The organism is Mesorhizobium sp. M1A.F.Ca.ET.072.01.1.1, assembly GCF_004023325.1.
Lineage (GTDB): Bacteria > Pseudomonadota > Alphaproteobacteria > Rhizobiales > Rhizobiaceae > Mesorhizobium.
Map to the genome: position 1 here is coordinate 1 of NZ_RZSF01000079.1, position 21,894 is coordinate 21,894.

General features: G+C 64.8%; 22 protein-coding genes and 1 pseudogene. 8 read left to right on the top strand and 15 right to left on the bottom strand.

The genetic code is table 11. From position 1 onward, the window contains the following. Positions 1–315, bottom strand: a pseudogene (locus EOA32_RS13760) (biotin/lipoyl-binding protein); the annotation flags it as partial. Further along, a complete protein-coding gene (locus EOA32_RS13765; RefSeq protein ID WP_067323437.1) occupies positions 312–1,016 on the bottom strand; it encodes a DUF1956 domain-containing protein in 705 nt (234 codons plus the stop codon). The pseudogene EOA32_RS13760 and the gene EOA32_RS13765, both read right to left, overlap by 4 nt. A gap of 90 nt (positions 1,017–1,106) precedes the next feature. Here EOA32_RS13765 and EOA32_RS13770 point away from each other — a divergent pair, with 90 nt between their 5' ends. Beyond that, complete coding sequence (locus EOA32_RS13770; protein WP_067323434.1) at positions 1,107–1,580, top strand: CYTH domain-containing protein; 474 nt, start codon at positions 1,107–1,109, stop codon at positions 1,578–1,580. After that, entirely contained in the window at positions 1,577–2,515 is a 939-nt protein-coding gene (locus EOA32_RS13775) for a CHAD domain-containing protein (protein ID WP_128372051.1), read from the top strand. Before EOA32_RS13770 ends, EOA32_RS13775 begins: the two co-directional genes overlap by 4 nt. A gap of 3 nt (positions 2,516–2,518) precedes the next feature. Here EOA32_RS13775 and EOA32_RS13780 read toward each other — a convergent pair whose 3' ends face one another. Next, positions 2,519–3,313, bottom strand: coding sequence for a helix-turn-helix transcriptional regulator (locus tag EOA32_RS13780; RefSeq protein WP_095782054.1), 795 nt, complete (start codon positions 3,311–3,313; stop codon positions 2,519–2,521). A gap of 112 nt (positions 3,314–3,425) precedes the next feature. Between EOA32_RS13780 and EOA32_RS13785 the strand changes: the two genes are divergently transcribed. Further along, positions 3,426–4,286 (top strand): ATP/GTP-binding protein, encoded by an 861-nt coding sequence (locus EOA32_RS13785; protein ID WP_128372052.1) that lies wholly within the window; start codon positions 3,426–3,428, stop codon positions 4,284–4,286. Between the two features lie 106 nt (positions 4,287–4,392). Next, a complete protein-coding gene (locus EOA32_RS13790; protein ID WP_128372053.1) occupies positions 4,393–5,322 on the top strand; it encodes a DMT family transporter in 930 nt (309 codons plus the stop codon). A 14-nt stretch (positions 5,323–5,336) separates the two neighbouring features. Here the strand turns inward: EOA32_RS13790 and EOA32_RS13795 are convergent, their stop codons facing one another. From EOA32_RS13795 to EOA32_RS13810, 4 genes are all read right to left on the bottom strand, one after another. Next, positions 5,337–7,046 (bottom strand): SulP family inorganic anion transporter, encoded by a 1,710-nt coding sequence (locus EOA32_RS13795; RefSeq protein WP_128372054.1) that lies wholly within the window; start codon positions 7,044–7,046, stop codon positions 5,337–5,339. Between the two features lie 79 nt (positions 7,047–7,125). Then, positions 7,126–7,395, bottom strand: coding sequence for a helix-turn-helix transcriptional regulator (locus EOA32_RS13800; RefSeq protein ID WP_067003144.1), 270 nt, complete (start codon positions 7,393–7,395; stop codon positions 7,126–7,128). Between the two features lie 94 nt (positions 7,396–7,489). After that, positions 7,490–8,191 (bottom strand): phosphatase PAP2 family protein, encoded by a 702-nt coding sequence (locus EOA32_RS13805; RefSeq protein ID WP_128372055.1) that lies wholly within the window; start codon positions 8,189–8,191, stop codon positions 7,490–7,492. A 16-nt stretch (positions 8,192–8,207) separates the two neighbouring features. Beyond that, positions 8,208–8,546 carry a hypothetical protein gene (locus tag EOA32_RS13810; protein ID WP_067003308.1) on the bottom strand — a complete coding sequence of 113 codons (339 nt, stop codon included), beginning with the start codon at positions 8,544–8,546 and terminating at the stop codon, positions 8,208–8,210. A 349-nt stretch (positions 8,547–8,895) separates the two neighbouring features. On the opposite strand from EOA32_RS13810, the gene EOA32_RS13815 reads away from it, so the two are divergent. Beyond that, a complete protein-coding gene (locus tag EOA32_RS13815) occupies positions 8,896–10,890 on the top strand; it encodes a PhoX family phosphatase (RefSeq protein ID WP_095831696.1) in 1,995 nt (664 codons plus the stop codon). Positions 10,891–10,951: 61 nt separating this feature from the next. Here the strand turns inward: EOA32_RS13815 and EOA32_RS13820 are convergent, their stop codons facing one another. Continuing rightward, complete coding sequence (locus tag EOA32_RS13820) at positions 10,952–11,632, bottom strand: GNAT family N-acetyltransferase (RefSeq protein WP_128372056.1); 681 nt, start codon at positions 11,630–11,632, stop codon at positions 10,952–10,954. Then, entirely contained in the window at positions 11,629–12,135 is a 507-nt protein-coding gene (locus EOA32_RS13825) for a MarR family transcriptional regulator (RefSeq protein WP_128372057.1), read from the bottom strand. The genes EOA32_RS13820 and EOA32_RS13825 overlap by 4 nt, the downstream gene beginning before the upstream one ends. A gap of 235 nt (positions 12,136–12,370) precedes the next feature. Here EOA32_RS13825 and EOA32_RS13830 point away from each other — a divergent pair, with 235 nt between their 5' ends. Further along, complete coding sequence (locus EOA32_RS13830; RefSeq protein WP_128372058.1) at positions 12,371–13,408, top strand: phosphatidylglycerol lysyltransferase domain-containing protein; 1,038 nt, start codon at positions 12,371–12,373, stop codon at positions 13,406–13,408. A 15-nt stretch (positions 13,409–13,423) separates the two neighbouring features. Here the strand turns inward: EOA32_RS13830 and EOA32_RS13835 are convergent, their stop codons facing one another. Together EOA32_RS13835 and EOA32_RS13840 are read right to left on the bottom strand one after the other, a co-directional pair. Beyond that, positions 13,424–14,185 carry an ABC transporter permease gene (locus EOA32_RS13835; RefSeq protein WP_128372062.1) on the bottom strand — a complete coding sequence of 254 codons (762 nt, stop codon included), beginning with the start codon at positions 14,183–14,185 and terminating at the stop codon, positions 13,424–13,426. Positions 14,186–14,199: 14 nt separating this feature from the next. Further along, positions 14,200–15,126: an ABC transporter ATP-binding protein gene (locus EOA32_RS13840; protein WP_128372059.1), complete on the bottom strand. Its 927-nt coding sequence runs from the start codon at positions 15,124–15,126 to the stop codon at positions 14,200–14,202. A 262-nt stretch (positions 15,127–15,388) separates the two neighbouring features. On the opposite strand from EOA32_RS13840, the gene EOA32_RS13845 reads away from it, so the two are divergent. Next, entirely contained in the window at positions 15,389–16,750 is a 1,362-nt protein-coding gene (locus tag EOA32_RS13845) for a cytochrome ubiquinol oxidase subunit I (RefSeq protein ID WP_095776800.1), read from the top strand. A 187-nt stretch (positions 16,751–16,937) separates the two neighbouring features. Further along, a complete protein-coding gene (locus tag EOA32_RS13850; protein WP_095777077.1) occupies positions 16,938–17,942 on the top strand; it encodes a cytochrome d ubiquinol oxidase subunit II in 1,005 nt (334 codons plus the stop codon). A gap of 162 nt (positions 17,943–18,104) precedes the next feature. Here EOA32_RS13850 and msrA read toward each other — a convergent pair whose 3' ends face one another. The 4 genes from msrA to EOA32_RS13870 all read right to left on the bottom strand — a co-directional run bounded on the left by msrA (position 18,105) and on the right by EOA32_RS13870 (position 21,418). Next, entirely contained in the window at positions 18,105–18,833 is a 729-nt protein-coding gene (gene msrA, locus EOA32_RS13855; RefSeq protein ID WP_095776801.1) for a peptide-methionine (S)-S-oxide reductase MsrA, read from the bottom strand. A 119-nt stretch (positions 18,834–18,952) separates the two neighbouring features. Continuing rightward, on the bottom strand, positions 18,953–19,261 hold the full coding sequence (locus tag EOA32_RS13860) for a hypothetical protein (RefSeq protein ID WP_095776802.1): 309 nt from the start codon (positions 19,259–19,261) through the stop codon (positions 18,953–18,955). A gap of 85 nt (positions 19,262–19,346) precedes the next feature. Continuing rightward, positions 19,347–20,048, bottom strand: a complete 702-nt coding sequence (locus tag EOA32_RS13865; RefSeq protein WP_128372060.1) for a DUF1223 domain-containing protein — start codon at positions 20,046–20,048, stop codon at positions 19,347–19,349. Positions 20,049–20,353: 305 nt separating this feature from the next. Beyond that, complete coding sequence (locus tag EOA32_RS13870; protein WP_128372061.1) at positions 20,354–21,418, bottom strand: pilus assembly protein TadG-related protein; 1,065 nt, start codon at positions 21,416–21,418, stop codon at positions 20,354–20,356. Positions 21,419–21,894: the final 476 nt, after the last annotated feature.

The following is a 21,894-nucleotide window of genomic DNA, read 5'->3' on the forward strand; positions in this document are numbered from 1 at the left end:
CACCTGCGCCTTGAGCACGGCGATCTCTTCCGGCCGCTTGCCCACCTTGAGGTCGGCAAGCTGCGCCTGCGCTTGGGCGAGCGCGGCCTGGGCTTGCGCCACGGCGATCTTGGCGTCGGCGCTTTCCAGCGTCACCACCGGCGCGCCCGGCTCGACACGGTCGCCGCGCTTGACCGTCACGGTCTCGACCTGCGCGACTTCGATCGGCGCCAGCAGCACATATTCGCCTTCGACATAGCCGACGGCAAGCGGGGCGGCCGGCGCGCAGGCGCCGAACAGCTGGGCCGCGAGCGGCAGCGAACAGAGTACGCTCATGATTTGACCTTCCTGCCGGCGGCTGCGTCGCGCGCCGCAAGCATTGCCCTGAGGTTGTCGGTCGCGACCGCCACGACCTTGGCGGCCTCCTTGTCGCCGATCTCGCGCCAGCCCATCCTGCGCATCACCGCCTCGCGTCCGATGCGGAAATAGATGACCTGCCCGATGATGGTGAACACGGTGAGCCTGGTGGCCTCGCTCTCGGCCGGTTCGCCGGTCGCCTGTTCCCAGATCTGGCACAGCCGGCGATGCGTCGGTTCGAACACGCCGGCATAAATGCGGTCGAGCGCCGCCGTCGGGTGCGAGAGCTCGCGCAGTACGAATTGTACGATCTCGCCGGCCTGGGGACTTGCCACGACAAAGCCGACCATCCGCGCCAGCGCGGCAAAGAGCTGCGCGCGGGCGGCTTCCGGGCTCGAAGGGGCCGCCGGCTGGGGTGCGCCGAGCGCCTGGCCGGCGATCCCCTGGATGGTCTCGACGATGAAGTCGGCGGCGGCGGCGCGCAGCCCCTCCTTGCCGCCGAAATGATAGGCGATCGAGCCGATATTGGCCTTGGCCTCGGCCGCGATCTCGCGCGTCGAGGTGCCGTCGAAGCCCTGCCGGCCGAACAGCTTCAGCGCGGCCTGCACCAGCGCCGCGCGCGTTTGATCGGCGGGAGAGGCTTCGCGTTGCGGCCCTTTGGCGTTCGTTTGTTTGCTCATTCCACCCATTTAATCAATCGATTGATTAAAGTCAAGTTGAATTCCAACGCGGCTTGCCATCTTCCTGCGGGCGGGCTTTAGTGCGCGGCCATGGGCAAGGAAGTCGAGCGCAAGTTCCTGGTCGCTGATCCCGCCTGGCGCAGCCTGGTCGAGGCGCATATCCGCATTCGTCAGTTCTACGTCGCCGCGCAGCCTGGACGCACGGTTCGCGTACGCATCAGCGACGGAGGCTCCGCCGCGCTGACGCTGAAGTTCGGCAACAAGGCGCGCGAGCGCGACGAATTCGAATATCCGATCCCGCTCGCCGAGGCCGAGGAATTGATGGCCTTCGCGATCGGGCGTGTCATCGAGAAGACACGTCACCATGTTAGGCACCGCGGCTATCTCTATGAAGTCGATGTGTTCGGCGGAGTGCTCTCGGGGCTGGTGGTCGCGGAGTTGGAGACGCCGGAGGACGTGCCTGACGAAATGCTGCCCGACTGGCTCGGCCGCGAGGTCACCGGTGAGTCGAGGTTTTACAACGCGTCGCTGGCCCTCGGCGGGATTCCGGAGATAGCCGCATGAGCTTTCGCATCGATCCGCGCTTGCCGCTGACCGGCGAGGTCAGGCGCATATTGGCTGACGAGATCGGCAAGGCGCTTGGCCAACTCGAGACGGCGCGCGACAAGCCGGAGCAAGGACTGCACAAGTGCCGTAAGCGACTTAAGGGCGTACGTGCCTTGCTGCGCCTGGTTCGTTCCGGAGACGAACCGTTCTGCCAGACCGAGAACGAGTGCTACAAGCAGGTGTCGGCGCTGCTTGCCGGCCCGCGCGAGGCGACCGCTCTCATCGAGACCATCGACCGTCTGGCCTCCGCTTTTCCAGATGACACCGCAGCCGGCGGGCTGGATCCAGTCCGCGAGCGGCTGGTGCTGCGCCAGCACGAGCTCCATGCCGGCCCCGGTCTCGACGCTGCCATAAACGCCGCGGTCGCTGCCTGCCGGGAAGGGCTGGAGCGTATCGACAGGCTGTCGCTCCCCGATCAGCCCGAGCAGGCGGCCGACATACTGGCCGAAGGCGCCCGCGCCGCCTTGCGGCGGGCGAAAAAGGCGCTGGATAAGGCGAGCTCGCGCGGCGAGGCCGATGACTTTCACGACCTGCGCAAGGCGTGCAAGACGCATTCGATGCATCTGTCGCTGCTCGGCCGCCTGTGGCCGGCGCCGATCAAGGCGCGCCGCAAGGCGGTCGACAAGCTTGGCGAACGGCTGGGCGAGCTGCATGACGTCTTCGTCATGCGCGCGCTGCTCGCCGCCGCTGGCGAGCCGCTCGGTCCGCCCGAAGACACCAAGCTTCTGCGCAAGCTCTTGAAGCGTGCGGAAAAAAGCCTCAGCAAGACCTGTCTTGCCGATGCCGCCGAATTGTTCGGCGACAGCCCCAAGCGGTCGGCCAGAAAGCTCGCGCGCAAGGTGCGCGACGACCTCGCGCCGCCGCATGAGGAAGCCGGCCCGGTCGCGGCCTGACGCCTACGCCGGCAGCGGCCGCCTTGCTTTCGCCCCGGCATCCGTCCGCGCGCCGGCATCGCGCGGATGCGGCCCGATCGGCATGATCGCCGGAAACGGCGTCGCGCCGAAGGCGAAGGTCCATTTGTAGCCGATGAGCTGCTCTTCCGGCGTGGTATGCTGGTCGTGATGGGCAAGCAGCCTGGCGCGCTCCGCCAGCTCCTCCGCCTCGCGCCGCACCATCTCCGCCGTTTCCGGCCGCATGCGCCGCGAGAAGCTGACGAAGGTCGCTTCCCGTTCCAGATGGGCTATCGCCCAGCCGACAAAATTCTTGTTGGTCGTCTCGAAATGCGGCCGCAGCGGGCCCTCGAAATCCCACTGGATCGGTGTCTCGACCAGCAATCTTGCCGACAGGCCGCGCCCGAGCGCCACCAGCCCAAGCTCTTCCAGGTCGCGCAGATAAAGAAACATCGAAGCTTCGCTGAGACCCTGTGAGCGCATGATGCCTTCGGGCGTGAATTTTTCGGACAGCATGATGAAGACGAAGAGCAGCGCCGGCCGCGCGGCGAGCTTGCGCTCGATCTCCGGCGCGACGTGGTTGGCCGGTCCCGGTCCCCGGTTCATCGAGCCCAGCACATTCTCCAGTTCCACGTCCGCAGCGGCGCAGATTTGCATCAGCCGATCGAGCTTGCAGTTGCGCTCATGGAAGATGCGCTTCACTGTCGGCTCGGAAACGCCCATGCGCTCGGCTAGCGCCCGGTAGGTCAGGCCCTTGGCCTTCAATGTCCGTTTCAGCGCCTCGAAGATCGGGCCGTTCATGGGATGCACCTCGTTTGCATGAATTCGTATCGATCTTCGATACTAGACGCGAACTGCCTTCCAGAAAAGTATCGATAAACCTAGCTCTCGATCGTCATCACAGGAGAGCAACATGAAAACCCTCATCGCTTCGACCTTTCTCGCCATCGCCGGCATCGCAACAGCTGCCACCGCCGAGGCCGGCGAGATCTGGCGCGCCGGCGGCTTCGAGCAGCCGGAATCGGCGCTGGTCGATGCCGCCAACAAGCGCATCGTCGTCTCCAACATCGTCGGCAATCCGGGCGAAGCTGATGGCAACGGCTATTTGTCGCTGCTGTCGCTGGACGGCAAGGTCATCAGCCGCCATTGGGTGGACGGCATGGACGCGCCCAAGGGCATGGCGATCGCCGGCGGCAAGCTCTACGCCGCCGACATCACCAAGGTGCGCGTCGTCGACCTCGCCAGCGGCAAGCTGGTCTCTACCATCGATGTGCCCGGCGCCGTGTTCCTCAACGATATGACCGCCGATGCTTCGGGCAAGGTCTATTTCACGGATATGCTCGCCGACGCGATCTATCGTATCGACGGCGACAAACCGGAGCTGTTCATCAAGGATGCGCTGCTCGCCTCGCCCAATGGCGTCTTCGCCGACGGCGCTCGGCTGATCGTCGCGTCCTGGGGCAAGGGCATCAAGCCCGATTTCAGCACGGCGGCGCCGGGCGGCCTAATGGCCGTCGACCTCGCCAGCAAGACGGTGACGCCGCTGCCGGGCGCGCAAAACTTTGCCGACCTCGACGGCGTCGTCGCCATCGGCGACACGATCTATGCCACCGCCTACATGACCGGCACGCTCTATCGCTACAAGGGCGGCGGCGCGCCGGAAGCGATCGCCACTTTCAAGCCGGGCAGCGCCGATATCGGCACCGACGGCAACTCGACCATCTATGTTCCGCTGATGAACGAAGGCGCAATCGCGGCGCTGAAGCTCGACTGAGGACGATTGCGGCGGGAACGAGGTCGATCGGGGCTGGACCGCCATATCGACGGGGCTGCCATCTGGTTCAGCCGCTCGCTCCGGGATATCCGACAGCAACCGTCACATGGGCCAAGCCTTGAAGACATCCAGCCTGACCGGCGCCGCCGTGTCGCCAATGATCCCGGTGCTCGTATGCGCACTGGCGATCTTCCTTTTGTCCGGGATGGACGCGGCGATGAAGTCCCTGGTCATCGCGGTCGGTGTGTACAACACGGTGCTGTGGCGCAGCCTGGTCTCGACCTTGATCGCGGGCGCGGCCTGGTCGGCGGGGCCGCGCTCGAAGCCCGCTCTTCCGGTGCTGGGGCTGCATGCGCTGCGCGCCGTGGTCGTCGGCATCGTCCTGGTTTCGTTCTTTTGGGGTCTCGCCAGATTGCCGCTCGCCGAGGCGATCGGGCTCAGCTTTGTCGCGCCCCTGTTTGCGCTTTTTCTCGCAGCCTTGTTGCTGGGCGAGAGAATCCGGCGCCAGGCGGTGTGGGCGTCGCTGGCGGGCATCGCCGGCGTCGCGATCATTCTGGCCGGCCAGTTCGGGCAGGCCGGCCACTCGCAGGATGCGCTCCTGGGCACGGCCGCGGTGCTCGTATCGACGGTGTTCTACGGCTACAATCTGATCCTCGCGCGGCGGCAAGCGCTGTTGGCCAAGCCGGTCGAGATCATGCTGTTCCAGAACCTCTGCATCGCGGTCATCCTTGGTCTCGCCGCGCCGTGGCTCGCCGTCGCGCTGCCGAGTGACCTGTGGCTTCACCTGGCCGGGGTGGCGATGCTGTCGCTTGCCGGGCAATTCCTGATGAGTTGGGCCTACGCCCGCGCCGAAGCGCAATATCTCATCCCAACGGAATACTCGGCCTTCATCTGGGCGATCGCGCTCGGCTGGTTCTTCTTCGGCGAGGAGGTGGCCTGGACCACGCTGACCGGGGCTTGCCTGATCGTCGCCGGCTGCCTGATCGCGGCGCGCGCCAACCCGAAACTTGCCGAGCCGATCGAAGCGGCAGTTTGAGAGAACATGTCGCTCTACGCGGACTGCGATTGTCCTTTCAGCTGCGCCCGCGCGTCGCGAATCGAGGCGGCATAGGTGACCAGCGGCCGCTTGAGGCCGTGGTTGATCAGCATGCGCCTTGTCTGCGGCGCGGCGCCCGCGATGATGAAGCGCACGCCGGCGCGTCCGGCCTTGTGCGCGGCGCCCTCGATGACGTTTGCCGCCGTCGAATCGAGGAACGGCACCGCCGAGCAATCGAGGATGAAATTCTTGCGCTGGTCTGCGATGCGGTCGAGCACGGCGCCGACGGTCGAGGCGGCACCGAAGAAGAATGCCCCGGAGATTCGATAGATGACGGTATCGGCGTCGGCCGCCTGGCTTGAATCATAAGTGGCGGCGCGATCGGCGACGTCCTCCGGCACCAGCGGCAGATCGGCCTCGACGGCGATGGACTTGGCCATGCGATCGATGAACAGGATCGACCCGAGCGCGAAGCCGACGACGATGCCTTCCGTGAGATCGCGGAAGATGACGATCAGGAACGTCGCCATCAGCACCAGCGCGTCGCCACGCGAGGCTCTGAGGAGCGTGACGAAAGCCTGCTTCTCGAACATGTTCCAGCACACGACGGCGAGTACGCCGGCCAATGCGGCGAGCGGGATGTAGCTGGCCAGGGGCGCCGCCGCCAGCATCAGGACAAGCAGGATCGCCGAATGCAGCATGCCGGAGACGGGGCCATGCGCGCCGGCCCTCACATTGGTGGCCGTGCGAGCGATCGTGCCGGTGGCACATATGCCGCCGAACAAGGCTGACGCGATGTTGGCGAAGCCTTGCGCCACCAGTTCGCAATTGGAGCGGTGCCGCCTTCCGCTCATGCCGTCGGCGACCACGGCCGAAAGTAGCGACTCGATCGCTCCGAGCAGCGCGAAGGCGATCGCGTCCGGCAGCACGTCGATCATCCTCTCAGGGCTGACCGGCGGCAGGGCTGGCCATTGCAGGTTCCGCGGGATGCCGCCATACCTCGTGCCGATCGTTTCCGCAGGCAGGGCGAACAGCCCCACGACCAGCGAGGCGATGCCGATGGCGATCAGCATCGCTGGCCATCTCGGCCGCCAGCGCCGCAGAAAGACAATGGTGAGGACCGTCAGCATCGCCACGAAGGTCGCGGCCGGACTGATCGTGCCGATCGCCTCGCCGATCGCGGTCAGCTTCGGCACCAGCGGCCCGGGCTCCCTGCTGGCGAGTTTCAGCCCGAGCAACTCGACGATCTGCCCGGAGAAGATGATGACAGCGATCCCGGCGGTGAAGCCGACGGTCACCGGATAGGGAATGAACTTGATGTAGGTGCCAAGCCTGAGATAGCCGATGGCGAGCAGGAAGACGCCGGCCATCATCGTTGCGAGCAGCAGCCCGTCGACGCCGACGCGCGCCACCGTCGCCGCTACCAGCACGATGAAGGCGCCGGCAGGACCGCCGACCTGGAAGCGGCTGCCGCCAAGCGCCGAGATGATGAAGCCGCCAACGATCGAGGTGTATAGGCCTCGCTCCGGCGTCACGCCGGACGCGATGGCGATCGCCATGGACAACGGCAGCGCGACGATGGCCACCGTCAACCCCGCGACGGCGTCAGCCCTGAAATGCGCCAGCGTGTAGCCTTCGCGCAGCACCGTGACCAGCTTGGGCGTGAACAGCTCGGCAAAGGCCGGCCGCGCCTGGGGGTGGATTGACCGCCGGACCTGATCCATGGGCTGCCTTCCGCTCCGTAAGGGCGGCGGGATCGTCGGCAGGGCTGTCGGCGGTCGCCGTCGCGACTTCTTGTGCGGCTCAGCCTTGGGAGTTCTGCGGCGTGGCAGGCTTGAGGCGCACGCCCCTGCCGCCGCGCTCGCTGGCCTGGTTCTCGCCGATCAGCTCCACCCCGGCCTCGTCGAGTGCCTGGATGACCTTCATCAGCGTATCGACCACGCCTCTGACGACACCTTCACTCGCTTCCATGCGTTGGATGGTCGGAAGCGAAACCCCGGCGCGCTCGGCGAGCGTTTTCTGGTCGATACCGGCCAATGCCCTCGCGGCGCGCATCTGCGCGGCAGTGATCATTGGCCAGAACCCCTGTCTGAGTCTGCAGTATCAATGGATAATCCAAATATCATGATGTTTCAAGCATCATAACAAACAGTTGAAACATGAGCACTCATTCGCTGTCCGCCACCACTTTGCGCCGCTGCAGCAGGCGCGCTGCAAGCCAGCACAACATGGCCCAGGCAAAGCCGGCGCACCAGCCGGCAAGCACGTCGGACGGCCAATGCACGCCCAGATAGACGCGGCTGGTTCCGACCAGCACCGTGGTGAGCACGGCGAGGCCGAGCACGAAGATCTTCATCCTGCGGTTCGGTAGGAAGCGCGCGGCGAGCGAGCCCAGCGTGAGATAGGTCACCGCCGACAGCATCGCATGGCCGCTCGGAAAGGAGAGCGAGGTCTCGTTGACGAGATGCGAGACGAGATCGGGGCGGGGCCGGTCGACCTCGAACTTGAGCAGGCTGGATGCCGCCTGGCCGCCCGCCACCGAAACGAACACGAACAGTGCGGTCGCCGGTCGGCGCATCAGCAGAAAATAGACGATCACCGCAGTCGTGATCAGCACCAGCACGCTGGTGCTGCCGAGCGCGGTGATATCGCGCACCGCGCCTTGCAGCCAAAGCGGACCGATCGGGCTGTCCGGCTGCCCGGCATGGCGGAAGGCGAGCAGGATTTCCGTGTCGAAGGCATGCGGAGTCGTGGCACGCGCCACCCCCATGAGTTCCACCAGGCCCCATAGCCCGCAGGCGATGGCCAGCCCGGCCACAAGCACCGGGAATTCTATTCTGTTGAGCAGCGCCTTGGCGGTCGATTTCATGCCGGGCCTGCTCCAACTACAGCCGCTGCATATAGGGTCCGAGCGTGATCAGCGCGACGGCGGCGATTGCCAGCACGACGCCTGTCGCTTGGAAAGTGTTGAGGCGCTCTCCAAAGAAGACCAGCGCCACGACATTGACTGAGACCAGCTGGATCACTGCCGACAGGCTGAATGACACTGACATGCCGAATTCGCGGATCAGCCTGAGCATGATCAGATTGCCGGCGGAATAGAGCGCCAGCGTCAGCACGATCTTGCCGAGACTTGGCGCCAATCCCCATTGTTTGGCCGCCATCGCGGCCAGCAGGAAAATCACAGTCGAAACGCCAAGCTGCGCCAGTCCCCAGAGACTCACCTTCATCCCTCCCGAAGCGGCCTTCGCCGCGCCGCTCGCCGCTTTTGTTTCCGAAGCGCGCGAAGCCGTCAAGCTGATGGCGTCGGGCAAGCTACGCTGCGACGGGATCGAAGGCGGAATCTCGCAAGGCAAGCCCCGCAGCCATGGTTGGCGTTCTTGCGCCGAGGCCGCTCGGGAGTCTGCTCGCCGTGTGTTGTGGGCCTCGTGTGGCGCCAATGCGTGGGCGAACACTCATCAGCCGGCAAATTAGCGTTGCTTAATGGGGCTGATGTCACGAAAATGTGATCGGCCGCCTATAGGGATCGACCGGTTACACGTTCCAGCCACCTCAAGAGCCAGAGGACAGCCCATGACCCAACCTGAGATCCGCTTCCGTACCAGCCAGCTCGAGGAGAATGACGGCCCGCCCGTCAATCCTACCGACAACCGCACGATGGGCGAGATCATCGCCGCGCGCTTCTCGCGCCGCGACTTCCTCAAGGGCTCGCTGGCTGTCTCGGCCATCGCCGCCACCGTGAGCCCGCTGGCGCTCGTCGCGGCAGACGAGGCGCGCGCCGCCGAGGCCTCGGCCTTCAAATTCGACGAACTCGAGGCCGGCATCGACGACAAGCACCACGTCGCGCCCGGCTACGATGCCGACGTGCTCTTGCGCTGGGGCGACCCGCTCTTTACCGATTCGCCGGAATTCGACCCGGCAAAACAATCGGCCGAAGCCCAGGCAAGACAGTTCGGCTACAACAACGACTATATCGGTTATATCCCGATCGAAGGCTCGGCCGAGCATGGCCTGCTGGTCGTCAACCACGAATACACCAACCCGCATCTGATGTTCCCCGGCATCGTCAAGATCGTCGACAAGGACGGCAAGAAGGCCGCCGAGGTGGCGCCGCTCAGCAAGGAGCAGGTCGATGTCGAAATGGCGGCGCACGGCGGCAGCATCGTCGAGATCCGCAAGGAGGGCGGCAAATGGCAGGCGGTGCGTGACGGCAAGCTCAACCGCCGCATCATGTCCACCACCGAAATGGCGCTGTCCGGTCCGGTAGCCGGCCATGATCGCGTCAAGACCAATGCCGACCCGTCCGGCACCAAAGTCTTCGGCACCCTCAACAACTGCGCCGGCGGCGTCACGCCTTGGGGCACCTATGTGATGGCCGAGGAGAACATCCACGGCTATTTCTCGGGCGAGCTGCCGGAAGGCCACAAGGAGGCCGCCAACTACAAGCGTCTCGGCATTCCGGAGGGCGCCTATGAATGGGGCGCGCATTACGATCGCTTCAACCTCGCCAAGGAACCGAACGAGCCCAACCGCTTCGGCTGGGTCGTCGAGGTCGACGTCAACGACCCGAATTCGGTGCCGAGGAAGCGAACCGCCATGGGTCGCTTCAAGCATGAAGGCGCCGAATCGATCGTCACCAAGGATGGCCGCGTCGTCTTCTATCTCGGCGACGACGAGCGCTTCGACTATGTCTACAAATTCGTCACCAAAGGCACGTTCAATCCGAACGACCGCGCCGCCAACATGAACCTACTCGACGAGGGCACGCTGCATGTCGCCAAATTCGCCGAGGACGGCTCGGTCGAATGGATGCCGATCGTGTTCGGCGAAGGTCCGCTGACGGCGGAAAACGGTTTCGCCAGCCAGGCCGACGTTCTGATCGAGACGCGTCGCGCCGCCGACCTGCTCGGCGCCACCAAGATGGACCGGCCGGAAGACATTCAGCCCAATGCCGGCAACGGCAAGGTCTATGTCATGCTGACCAACAATTCGAAGCGCAAGGCCGACCAGGTCGACGCCGCCAATCCGCGCGCGGCGAACGCCTTCGGCCACATCATCGAGATCGTCGAGGATGGCGGCGACTTCGCCGCCATGAAGGGCAAGTGGGAAGTGCTCCTGAAATGCGGCGATCCCTCGGTGGCCGACGTCGGCGCCACCTTCTCGACCGCCACCACCGCCAATGGCTGGTTCGGCATGCCGGACAACTGTGCCGTCGACTCGGCCGGCCGCCTCTGGGTCGCGACCGACGGCCAGGGCCCGAAGGCCACCGGCCGTACCGACGGCCTGTGGGCGGTCGACACCGAGGGCACGGCGCGGGCGACTTCAAAGCTGTTCTTCCGCGTGCCGATCGGCGCCGAGATGTGCGGCCCGCTATTCGCGCCGGACGACCAGACCGCCTTCGTCGCCGTCCAGCATCCGGGCGACGGCGGCGAGGACTGGGAAGCTTTCGGCCGCCCCTCCTATTACGAGGATCCATCGACCCGGTGGCCGGACTTCAAGCCGGACATGCCGGTGCGTCCGGCGGTCGTTGCCATCACCAAGCAGGGCGGCGGCAAGATCGCGGTCTGATTGGCGACTCGCTTAAGCAGGGGGAGGGTTGCGATGATCCGCGACCCTCCTCACCTTGCGATTACTCCACGCCTCGGACCACGGCCATGTTCAGGGTGGTTCTCAACCGGAAGCCGATGGCCTCGTAAAGGCCGACGGCCGGAGCATTGCTGGCGTAGGCGTGCAGGTATGGAACCTCGCCCCGCGCCATGATCCGGTTCGCCACGAACAGCGACAGCAGCTTGGCAAGGCCGCCGCCGCGGAAATCCGGATGCGTGCACACGCCGCTGAGCTCGGAGTAGCCGGGCTGCTTCATGCGCTCGCCGGCCATCGCCGCGAGCCTGCCGTCGATCTTCACGCCCCAGAACGCGCCGAGGCTCAAGGCCTCGAGCGTGAACGGGCCGGGCTTGGTGAGCGATGCCAGAGCGAGCATCTCGGCCGCATCGTCCGGCGTCAGTCGCTGCACGCGCTCGTCGGAGGCGGCTTCAACCGGCTGCTCGGCAACCATCTGCACCAAGGACGCGGTCGAAACCGCGGCAAGTTCCGAAGGCAGGGCGATCGGGTCCGTCTGAACCAGGATGGCGCTTTCAAGCGGCGGGAGCAGCTTGCCCAGGGCTTGTAGGCTTTCCGCATCGTCCGCAACGGTGGCGGCGAAGGGAACGATCGAAGGCCGGTACCGCCTGGCAAGGGTATCGCCTTCCGCAAAGGCCTGATGGCGCGTCGCCAATGCGCTCCAGATCGGACGGTCGAGAACATGTTTCATTGTGCGACGGCCTTGGGTGCGACTGTCTTGGCCTTGTCCGCCCGGCGGTCGAGCGGGGTCGCCGCCAGTCGATCCTCGATGGCGGCGAGCTGGCCAAGCAGCGGCCCGGAGAGGTCCGCGCACAATTCCGCGACCGCGCCCTCGATGCGCGGCCAGACGTCGTGCTTCGCGGCGTCGACCAGCCGCTGGCCGTCCGCTGAGAGGGAAACGATCCGGCGCCGCTGGTCGTCATCCGATGGTGTGACTTCGACCAGGCCGAGCTCGGTGAGCAGCGACACGGCCCGCGTCACGCCTGGCTGCGCGATGCCGAGCGACTGCGCCAGTTCGCCGACCGGCAGCGGCCCCAGCCTGTCGAGCGCGGCGAGCAGCGGATACTGACTCGACTGGATCCGCACATCCAGGCGATCGAGCACGCGCTGCGTGTGGGCCTGCAACTGCTCGCCAATGCGCTTCAGCCTGCTGCCGAGGCAGAGAAAGCCGAGGGACCTCAGAACATCTTCCATCGTCGAACTGCCGGAACGAAAACGATGACATGATATATAACATTGCATGGAAATTGGCAATATGGTTTCACGATGCAGCCGGAGAGCCGGCTTTGGCCGGTAGACATTCCCTCTTCATTCGCCGCCGATAGCATCCTATATGGCGCTGGCGCGACATGACCGATCCGTCGCGCCAAGGCGACTGATTCGAGGCTCGTGGGCTCCGGGTCTTTCTTCATCGGCATGCGGACGCTTGATGCCATCCCTGCGCATCCATATCGACAGGTTTCTTGACGGCGCGGCGCCCAAGGTGCCGCGGCGCGAGCTGTCGCATCTCGAGCGCCTGGCGCTGGTGCGGCGCCATGGCGACTTCTCGCTCGCCTATTCCACCGCCGTGCAGCAGAAGCTGTCCTACTTCAGCGAAGGCGATGGCTACATCGCATTCGGCACCAAGATGAAGCACCATTTCGCGCTGGGCGATCCGGTCGTCGATCCGCCGGACCGGCCGGGCTACATCAAGCGCTTCGTCGAGGCCGCCGGCGGCCCCTGGTTCGTTCAGATAAGCGCCGCCACGGCAAAGGTGCTGGCCGGGCTCGGTTATCAGATCAATCGGCTGGGCGTCGACACAAGGCTGCAGCTGCCGGCGCATGATTTCTCCGGTAGGCGCAACGAGACCGTGCGCTATTCGGAGCGCTGGCTGGCGAAGCAGGGCTTCACCTTCGCCGAGGACAGGGCCAACATGCTGCTCGACGAGGTTTCCCGGCTGTCCGAGAATTGGCGCGGCGAGCGCATCGTCAAACGCTGGGAGATGGGCTTCCTGAACCGCCCTTTCGCCGACCATCTCGGCGCCGACATGCGCCGCTTCGTCCTCCACGGCCCGCGGGGTGAGCTCGTCGCCATCCTCGATTTCGATCCGCTGTTCAGCAATGGCGAGGTCATCGGCTATACCACCGCCTTCAAGCGCAAGCAGGTCGACGCCACGCCGCATGCCGAGATCGGCCTGACCAAATTCGCCGTCGATCGATTTCGCGAGGAGGGCGTTTCGGTGGTCACGCTTGGCCTGTCGCCGCTGCTTGACGTCGAACCGAGCGGCTTTGCCGAATCGAGCTTCTGGCGCAGCACCTTCCGGCGCGCCTACGAGTCGCCCTGGGTCAACCGCTCGCGCTTCAACCTGCAGGGCCAGGCCGCCTTCAAACGCCGCTTCCACGGGCTGGAGGAGCCGACCTACATTGCCTTCCGCAAGGGAACGCTGATGGAGATGCTTGGACTGCTGCGGCTGATCAAGGCGATTTGAAGCAAGCCCTGTTCGTCAATTCCTCAGCCGATACCCGGTCCTGAAAATCCACGCCACGATCGCGATGCAGGCGGCCAGAAACACCAGCGTCATGCCGAGGCTGACGCCGACCGAGACGTCCGCTTTGCCGTAGAAACTCCAGCGGAACCCGCTGATCAGGTAGACGACCGGGTTGAACAGCGTGATCGTCTTCCAGATGCCGGGCAGCATATGGATCGAATAGAAGCTGCCGCCAAGGAAGGTGAGCGGCGTGACGATCAGCAGCGGCACCAGCTGCAGCTGCTCGAAGGTCTTGGCCCAGATGCCGATGATGAAGCCGAACAGGCTGAAGGTCACTGCCGTCAGCACCAGGAAGGCGATCATCCAGAACGGGTGCTCGATCCTGAGCGGCACGAACAGCGCAGCGGTCGCCAAGATGATCACCCCGAGCATGATCGATTTGGTCGCCGCGCCTCCGACATAGGCGATGATGATCTCGAGATAGGAGACCGGCGCCGACAAGAGCTCGTAGATCGAGCCGACGAATTTCGGGAAATAGATCGCGAACGACGCGTTCGAGATCGACTGCGTCAAAAGCGAAAGCATCATCAGCCCCGGCACGATGAAGGCGCCGTAGCTGATGCCGTCGATCTCGGTGATGCGCGAGCCGATCGCCGAGCCGAAGACGACGAAATACAGCGAGGTGGAAATCACCGGCGAGACGATGCTCTGCAGCACCGTGCGGAACGAACGCGCCATCTCCATCCGGTAGATCGCCCACACTGCACGAAGGTTCATAGCCGCGTGGCGGTTCATGGCTCTTGCCTCAGCAGATTGACGAAGATCTCTTCGAGCGTGCTGTTTTTGGTGTCGAGATCGTGAAACTGAATGCCTGCGGCCTCGAGATCGCGGATCAGCGAGGCGACGCCCGGCCGGTCGCTCTGGCTGTCATAGGTGTAGGTGAGTTCGTTGCCGTCCGCCGACAGCTCCAGCGCATAGCGCGACAGGCCCTCGGGCAACGCGCCGAGCGGCGCGCGCAGCTCCAGCGTCATCTGCTTGCGGCCGAGCTTGCGCATCAACTCGGCCTTGCCTTCGACCAGGATGATCTCGCCGCGGTTGATGACGCCGACGCGGTCGGCCATGGCTTCGGCCTCCTCGATGTAATGCGTCGTCAGAATGATGGTGACGCCGTCCTCGCGCAGCCGCCTGACCATCGCCCACATGTCCTGGCGCAGCTCGACGTCGACGCCCGCCGTCGGCTCGTCGAGGAACAGCACGCGCGGTTCGTGCGACAGCGCCTTGGCAATCATCAGCCGGCGCTTCATGCCGCCCGAAAGCGTGATCGCCTTGGCGTCCTTCTTGTCCCAAAGCGAGAGATCGCGCAGCACCTTCTCGACGAAGGCCTTGTCGGGCGCCTTGCCGAACAGGCCGCGGCTGTAGTTCACCGTCGCCCAGACCGTCTCGAAGGCGTCGATGGTGAGCTCCTGCGGCACCAGCCCGATCAGGCTGCGCGCCGCGCGGTGGTCCCTGCCGATATCGTGACCATCGACGGTGACGCTGCCCGACGAGCGGTTGACGATGCCGCAGACGATCGAGATCAGCGTCGTCTTGCCGGCGCCGTTCGGTCCGAGCAGGGCGAAGATCTCGCCGCGCTCGATGTCGAGGTTGATTTCCTTCAGCGCCTTGAAACCGGTGGCATAGGTTTTCGTGACGCCGGAGATGGAGATGATGGATGACATGCTGAAATATGGCCGGCTGGAAAACGTGACCTGATATAGGTCGGATGTCGTTTTATGCAAACCGACAATCGACCGTGCTGCTGACAGTTCTCGACAGTCGCCGCCGCTCGCGACGTCGAACGGCCTCTGCAAGCTGTCACGCGGTGCGTCTGTCCATGATCGCCCGACGCTGCGACAACGCGCCTCGCGTGACGCCGCGCCGCTTTGACCGATGCGTGTTCGAAGCCTATCCTTCAAGCCTGAATTGCAGCCGGAGCCCAGCATGGACCCGCTCATCCTGTCGCGCATCCAGTTCGGCGCGAATATCTCGTTCCATATCCTGTTTCCGGCGATCACCATTGCACTTGGCTGGGTGCTTCTCTTCTTCAAGCTCCGCTACAACGCCACCGGCGACTCGGCCTGGATGCGCGCTTATTTCACCTGGGTGAAGGTGTTCGCGCTCTCCTTCGCCATGGGCGTGGTTTCGGGCGTCACCATGAGCTTCCAGTTCGGCACCAACTGGCCGGGCTATATGGAAACGGTCGGCAACATCGCCGGCCCGCTGCTTGCCTATGAGGTGCTGACTGCCTTCTTTCTCGAGGCGGCCTTCCTCGGCATCATGCTGTTCGGCTTCCGCCGCGTCTCCAACCGCATCCATACGCTGGCGACAGTGCTGGTGGCGGGCGGCACCACGGTTTCCGCCTTCTGGATCATCGCGCTGAACTCCTGGATGCAGACGCCGGCCGGCTTCGAGATGATCGACGGCAAGGCGCACGCCCTCGACTGGTGGGCGGTCATCTTCAATCCGTCCATGCCCTACCGGCTGGTCCACATGCTGCTCGCCTCCGGGCTCACGGTCTCCTTCCTGATCGCCGGCTGCTCGGCGCTGCGTTACCTTTATGGCGACCGCTCGGAATCGATGTGGAAGGCGCTGCGCACCGGCGTCTTCGCCGCCGCCATCCTGATCCCGATCCAGATCTTTGCCGGCGACCAGCACGGCTTGAACACGCTCGAGCACCAGCCGCAGAAAATCGCCGCCATGGAGGCGAACTGGAACACCGGCGCCCACGTGCCTCTGGTGCTGTTCGCGCTGCCCGACGAGGCGGCCAAGGAAAACAGGTTCGAGCTCGCCATTCCCGACGGCGCCAGCCTGATCCTGCGCCACAGCACAAGCGGCGTCGTGCCCGGCCTCAACGACTATCCAGGCAACCACCCGCCGGTCTTCCCGGTGTTCTGGGGTTTCCGCGTCATGGTCGGCACCGGCATCCTGATGCTCATCGTCTCCTGGTCGGCGGCCTTCTTCCTCAAGCGTCGCCGCAGCCTGCCTAAGCCGCTGGCCCTCATCATGGTGCCGATGGCGCTCTCCGGCTGGCTGGCGACGCTGGCCGGCTGGTACACGACCGAGATCGGCCGCCAGCCCTGGCTGGTCACCGGCGTGTTGAAGACGGCCGATGCCGTCGGCCCGGTCGCCGGCAGCCATGTCGCGCTGACCCTGGCCGTCTATCTCATCCTCTATGTACTGCTCTTGATCGCCTATCTCGGCGTGCTGGTGCATCTGGCGCTGAAGGCGGCCAAGGAAGGCGACACCTCGCCGCTGCCCGGCGTCATGAACGCCGCGATGTCGCAGCCGGCCGCCGGAGAGTGAACATGCAGGAGCAAGACAAGCGGTGCGGTCGGTTCGATGCGGGGCTTTCTTCTGAGGTCGGCGCTGCCCCTCGCGTTGCGGCTGGCAATGCGATGAGGGGCGGCGCCAACCCTCGCAATCGATCCGAAACGGTTGCTTCGAACAGTATCGCCGCATGTCGGACCAATCTCGGTTGGAGGAAAGAAAGATGACCTTCGACTGGCCAACCGCGCTTCCGCTGATCTTTGCCGGCCTGATGGGCCTCGCCATCCTGATCTACGTCATTCTCGACGGTTTCGACCTCGGCATCGGCATCCTGTTCGCAGGCGCCGAAGATGCCGAGCAGGACACGATGATCGCGGCGATCGGCCCGTTCTGGGACGCCAACGAGACCTGGCTGGTGCTGGCGGTCGGGCTCTTGCTGGTCGCCTTTCCGATGGCGCACGGCACCATCCTCACCGCGCTCTATATCCCGGTGTTCCTGCTGCTGGTCGGCTTGATCCTGCGCGGCGTTGCCTTCGATTTCCGCGCCAAGGTGCCGGCCGGCAAGAAGCACCGCTGGAACCGGATCTTCTTTTTGGGCTCCACCATGGCCTCGCTGGCGCAGGGCTATATGCTCGGCGTCTATGTGCTCGGCCTCGATGTCGGCATTGGCGGCATGGCCTTCGGCGCGCTGGTCGCGCTCTGCCTGTCGGCGGCCTACGCGGCGATGGGCTCGGCCTGGCTGATCTACAAGACCGAGGGCGACCTGCAAGGAAAGGCGGTGCGCTGGCTGCGCGTCACGCTGGTGTTGACTGCGCTCGGCATGGTCGCGGTCTCTTTGGCCACGCCCTTCGCCAGCCCGCGCATCTTCGACAGATGGTTCCTCTGGCCGGAGATCCTCTATCTCTCGCCGCTGCCGATCGTATCGGCGCTCTTGTTCCTGTGGCTGTGGCGGCAGACGTTTCATCTACCCAAGTCCGACGACCGGCATGCGCTGCGGCCGTTCCTGACTCTGGCCGCCATCTTCGCGCTCGGCTTCGCCGGGCTTGCCTGGTCGTTCTATCCCTATGTCGTGCCCGACAAGCTGACGATCTGGCAGGCCGCCTCGGCGCCGGAGAGCCTGGCCTTCATCCTGGTCGGCACCGTCGTCGTGCTGCCGATCATTATTTTCTATTCGTTCTACGCCTACCGCGTGTTCGGCGGCAAGGCGACAGATCTGACCTACGATTGAGCGCATAATCTCCCTCCTCGAGGGGGAGATGGCCGGCAGGCAGAGGGGTTGGTCCGACTGGGCTCAGCCTGCTTTGCTGCAGACAGTCGGCGCTCCACGCGCGGCGACCCCCTCTGTCGCCTTCGGCGACATCTCCCCCTCGAGGGGGGAGATCTGCGCGGCTCAGCTTTTGCTACTTGCCAGCACCAGCACCGGCTTCTCGCTGTAGAGCGCGGGAAACAGCGCTTTCAAATTCTCGATCTTCGGCAGGTCGTTGTAGACGATATAGGGGTAGTTCGGGTTCAGCGTCAGGAAATCCTGATGGTAATCCTCGGCCGGATAGAAGGTCTTGCCGGTTTCCAGCGTCGTCACGATCGGCTTCGAAAATACCTTGGCCTTGTCGAGCTGGGCGATGTAGCTCTCGGCGATCTTCTTCTGCTCGTCATTCTCGGCGAAGATCGTCGAGCGGTACTGGGTGCCCTGGTCCGGCCCCTGGTAATTGAGCTGCGTCGGATTGTGCGCGACCGAGAAATAGACCTGCAGCAGCTGGCCATAGGTGACCTTCGACGGATCGTAAGTGATCTCGACCGATTCCGCGTGTCCGGTGCGGCCGGTGCCGACGACCTCGTAGACGGCGTGCTCGGCGCTGCCGCCGGCGTAGCCGGAGACGGCCTTGCTGACGCCCTTGACGTGTTGGAACACGCCCTGCACGCCCCAGAAGCAGCCGCCGGCGAAGATCGCTTTCTCCGTGCCGCCGGCGGCCTTTTCATCCATAGCCGGCGGCGGGATCACCACCGCGTCCTCGGCCGAACGCGCCGGCGTCTGCCAGAAGACGGCCGCGGCCGCCGTCAGCACCAGCGCTGCAAGCGGGGCCAGCGAGCGCCGCGCCGCCTTTTTGTCGATGCCGTTCATGTCGGATCTCCTTGTTCGTTGTTCCACTATATACGAAGCAAGCCGCCGCTGGTTTCTCACTTTGCCGTGCGGCGGCTTCTGGCCGATGGCGATTGTTGCCAAGAGACCGGGCCGCTGACTTATTGCGCCGGCGCCATCGCGTCGGCAGGCTTCATCGCATCCGTCACGGGCTTCATCGCATCCGCGGGCTTCATGGCATCCGTGGCGGGTTTCATCGCCTGGGTCGCCATCGCATCGGGCTTCATTTTATCCGCGGGCTTCATCGCGCCGGTCGGCATCATAGCATCGGTCGCCGGCTTCATGGCTTCGGTCGCCATCGCATTGGCGGGCTTCATCGCGTCGGTCGTGTCGTCGGCGCGGGCGCCGGCAACGAACGCGGCAGCGGCAAGCGCGAAAGCCAGCGCCGGCAGCGTAAGGAATTTGGTCATGCTAGTTCTCCTTGGGTTGCGGCGCGCGGATGCGGGCCCTTGGTTAAGCGTTGCCGCTCTGATGCGGCCCGCGCGAAAAGAAAAATCAGTTTGCCGCGGCGGCCAGGATCGGCCCGCCGGCCGGCGTCTGCACCAGCACTGCCGTGCTCAAGCCCTTGGGTGCCGCAGGCAGCGGCAGCGTCGTCGCCTCGCCGTTCCAGCGGCCGAGCCTCTGCAGCGAATGCACGACATTGGCATGCGGCAGCGTGCGTCCGGTGTTCTCGCCGCGCGCCACCGGCACCTCGACGACGCCGCGTGCGTAGCGCACCAGCCAGACATCGGCCGCCCCGCCGGGCGCCGTCCCGCCGCCGATGCTCACCTTGCCGTCGCCGAGCGAGAGCATCGGACCCTTGGCGTGCGGGGTTGTCGAGATCAGCCGCTCGATCTCGCCGGGCGCCGCACCGACGGCGTCGGCGCTGCCGTTCACCACCACCTGCGGCGTGAACGGCCCGTCATGGCCGAGCGGCGGCTCGTAGGCGACCTGGCGCTGGGTGAATTCCTGCCGGCCGAAAATGTCCTTCCAGCCGAGATAGTCCCAGTAGGTAACGTTGAAGGACAGCGCCAGCACGCCCGGCCGATCCTTGACCTTGATCAGATTGGCATTGGCCGGCGGGCAGGACGAGCAGCCCTGGCTGGTGAACAGCTCGACCACGGTAAGCGGCTCGGCGGAAGCGGCATCGAGCGTGGCGGCAAGCGCAGCAAATGTCGCGCCGGCAAGCAGGCCGATCCTTGTCTTCAATCCGGTCATGGGAAGCAGTCTCCGTAGCGGGGCAATGCTCCCATTTCGCCGCCGCGGAGGACTTCGTTACAGCTTCACCGGTTTGTGATATCGGAGAGTGGCGAAGGCCGTGGCGACATCCAATCTCCCCCCTTGTGGGGGAGATGTCCGGCAGGATAGAGGGGGGCGACGTAGAGCGCAAGCCCATCGATAGACCGCAGTACCGGGACAGCCGGCCGTTTCCGCCTAGTCCCCGCTAGCCGGCTAAGCCGGCGGACAGCGCCCCCCTCTGGCCTGCCGGCCATCTCCCCCACAAGGGGGGAGATCGGCAGTTCCTACTGCGTCAGCACCGTCTCGGACGGCCGCTGGTTGAAGGCGCATTTGCCGGTCACATTGTAGAAGAAATCGGCATTGGAAACCGGCGCCGGCACAGGGTTGCCGCCGTCTTCCCAGGCCTGGTAGCCGGTCTGGCCGCAGGGCACCGAGGTGAAGATGTCGACCTTCTGGCCGGTCGCGACTTCGGGCATATCGGTGGCGCTGGTGCCGATATAGAGCCGGTTCGAGGTGTTGGGATCGTTCGACTTCAGCACCTTCGGGTTGCCCGAGGGAACGTCCATTTGCAAATAGAGCTGGTCCATCTGGCTGACATCGATCACCGCGCCGGCGCCATTGGCCGGATAGAAGGTATCGGCGCAGGTCGTGACGTACTTGTTGCTGCCGCTGGTCTGGGTGATCGCCCCGCTCGGCAGATTGTTGAAATTGTCAACCGTCGAGGTCGTGCAGACCTGTTTCTGCACCACGGTCGTCGTCGACCCGTTGATGGTGCTCACCGTGGTTGTGCCGTAGCCCTTCGGGTCGCCATAGCCGTTGTAGTTATAGCTGATCGTCATCAGCGGCTTGGCCTTGGTCTGGCCGAACTGGGTGCCGTAGAGCGTCATCGTCTTGTTCCAGTAGCCCGACACCTTCGTCACCTTGAAGGTGGACTGCACCAGCGCCGGCATCTTGCGTACCGAGGAGCCGACGCCGACATCGACCGAATTGATCCTGGCGATCTGCATGAAACTGGTCGGCATCGGATAGGCCGCCGTGGCGCTGAAGGTCGCCGTGCCGTCGGCGGCGACGTTGACGGCGGTGAGCGTCGCGTCGCCCAGCCCGCTATTGGCGACATAGGCCTGCTGCAGGGCCGTCTGGCGATCGGCCTTCGAGGTCGTGGTCGGCAGCGTGGTGATCGACAGGATCGCGGCGTCAAGCGCCTGCTGCATGTTGCTCCTGGTCGTCACCGCCGAGGTGTAGTCGACGGAAAAGCCGACCGCGAGCAGCAGCGGGATCGCCAACAGCGCCATCATCGGCAGCATCGAGCCGCCTTGCGATCGAACGAAATCTCTTGCCGACGAGAACATGCCCCAACCCCCTACACACCGGCAATGCAACCTGCCTGCCACCAGAGGTGGAGATATGCCCAAAATGAGTGCATGAAAGTTTAAGTGGATTTGAATTTTTGGCGCGGAGGCGCCCAAACCTTCAAACGCTTGCGCTCCCTCACCTGCCTGCCGGCATCATCTCCCCGTATGGTAACGGGGAGAGGGGCGCCCCCATCGACGATTTCGCCAATTGGGAACGCTGCAAGAAAGGTACCGAGGCGGCGGCCAGCCCTTCTCCCCGTCAATTACGGGGAGAAGTGCCCGGCAGGGCGATGAGGGGCAGCGCCGGCCTCCGATCATTGGCCGTGTTCAGACATGGCGAGCGTCTTTGCCTGCTCTGCTCCGATCTCCCCGGCCCCACCGCTTCCCCCTTAAACCCGCCCCTGCTAAAGCGCGCCGCATGACGACGCCGCTCGACCACATCCGCAATTTCTCCATCGTCGCCCATATCGACC

What these genes read in the sequence shown, in the direction of transcription:
- EOA32_RS13765 (WP_067323437.1), bottom strand. Translation starts at nt 1,016, where the DNA reads ATGAGCAAACAAACGAACGCCAAAGGGCCGCAACGCGAAGCCTCTCCC.
- EOA32_RS13770 (WP_067323434.1), top strand. Translation starts at nt 1,107, where the DNA reads ATGGGCAAGGAAGTCGAGCGCAAGTTCCTGGTCGCTGATCCCGCCTGG.
- EOA32_RS13775 (WP_128372051.1), top strand. Translation starts at nt 1,577, where the DNA reads ATGAGCTTTCGCATCGATCCGCGCTTGCCGCTGACCGGCGAGGTCAGG.
- EOA32_RS13780 (WP_095782054.1), bottom strand. Translation starts at nt 3,313, where the DNA reads ATGAACGGCCCGATCTTCGAGGCGCTGAAACGGACATTGAAGGCCAAG.
- EOA32_RS13785 (WP_128372052.1), top strand. Translation starts at nt 3,426, where the DNA reads ATGAAAACCCTCATCGCTTCGACCTTTCTCGCCATCGCCGGCATCGCA.
- EOA32_RS13790 (WP_128372053.1), top strand. Translation starts at nt 4,393, where the DNA reads ATGGGCCAAGCCTTGAAGACATCCAGCCTGACCGGCGCCGCCGTGTCG.
- EOA32_RS13795 (WP_128372054.1), bottom strand. Translation starts at nt 7,046, where the DNA reads ATGGATCAGGTCCGGCGGTCAATCCACCCCCAGGCGCGGCCGGCCTTT.
- EOA32_RS13800 (WP_067003144.1), bottom strand. Translation starts at nt 7,395, where the DNA reads ATGATCACTGCCGCGCAGATGCGCGCCGCGAGGGCATTGGCCGGTATC.
- EOA32_RS13805 (WP_128372055.1), bottom strand. Translation starts at nt 8,191, where the DNA reads ATGAAATCGACCGCCAAGGCGCTGCTCAACAGAATAGAATTCCCGGTG.
- EOA32_RS13815 (WP_095831696.1), top strand. Translation starts at nt 8,896, where the DNA reads ATGACCCAACCTGAGATCCGCTTCCGTACCAGCCAGCTCGAGGAGAAT.
- EOA32_RS13820 (WP_128372056.1), bottom strand. Translation starts at nt 11,632, where the DNA reads ATGAAACATGTTCTCGACCGTCCGATCTGGAGCGCATTGGCGACGCGC.
- EOA32_RS13825 (WP_128372057.1), bottom strand. Translation starts at nt 12,135, where the DNA reads ATGGAAGATGTTCTGAGGTCCCTCGGCTTTCTCTGCCTCGGCAGCAGG.
- EOA32_RS13830 (WP_128372058.1), top strand. Translation starts at nt 12,371, where the DNA reads ATGCCATCCCTGCGCATCCATATCGACAGGTTTCTTGACGGCGCGGCG.
- EOA32_RS13835 (WP_128372062.1), bottom strand. Translation starts at nt 14,185, where the DNA reads ATGAACCTTCGTGCAGTGTGGGCGATCTACCGGATGGAGATGGCGCGT.
- EOA32_RS13840 (WP_128372059.1), bottom strand. Translation starts at nt 15,126, where the DNA reads ATGTCATCCATCATCTCCATCTCCGGCGTCACGAAAACCTATGCCACC.
- EOA32_RS13845 (WP_095776800.1), top strand. Translation starts at nt 15,389, where the DNA reads ATGGACCCGCTCATCCTGTCGCGCATCCAGTTCGGCGCGAATATCTCG.
- EOA32_RS13850 (WP_095777077.1), top strand. Translation starts at nt 16,938, where the DNA reads ATGACCTTCGACTGGCCAACCGCGCTTCCGCTGATCTTTGCCGGCCTG.
- msrA (WP_095776801.1), bottom strand. Translation starts at nt 18,833, where the DNA reads ATGAACGGCATCGACAAAAAGGCGGCGCGGCGCTCGCTGGCCCCGCTT.
- EOA32_RS13860 (WP_095776802.1), bottom strand. Translation starts at nt 19,261, where the DNA reads ATGACCAAATTCCTTACGCTGCCGGCGCTGGCTTTCGCGCTTGCCGCT.
- EOA32_RS13865 (WP_128372060.1), bottom strand. Translation starts at nt 20,048, where the DNA reads ATGACCGGATTGAAGACAAGGATCGGCCTGCTTGCCGGCGCGACATTT.
- EOA32_RS13870 (WP_128372061.1), bottom strand. Translation starts at nt 21,418, where the DNA reads ATGTTCTCGTCGGCAAGAGATTTCGTTCGATCGCAAGGCGGCTCGATG.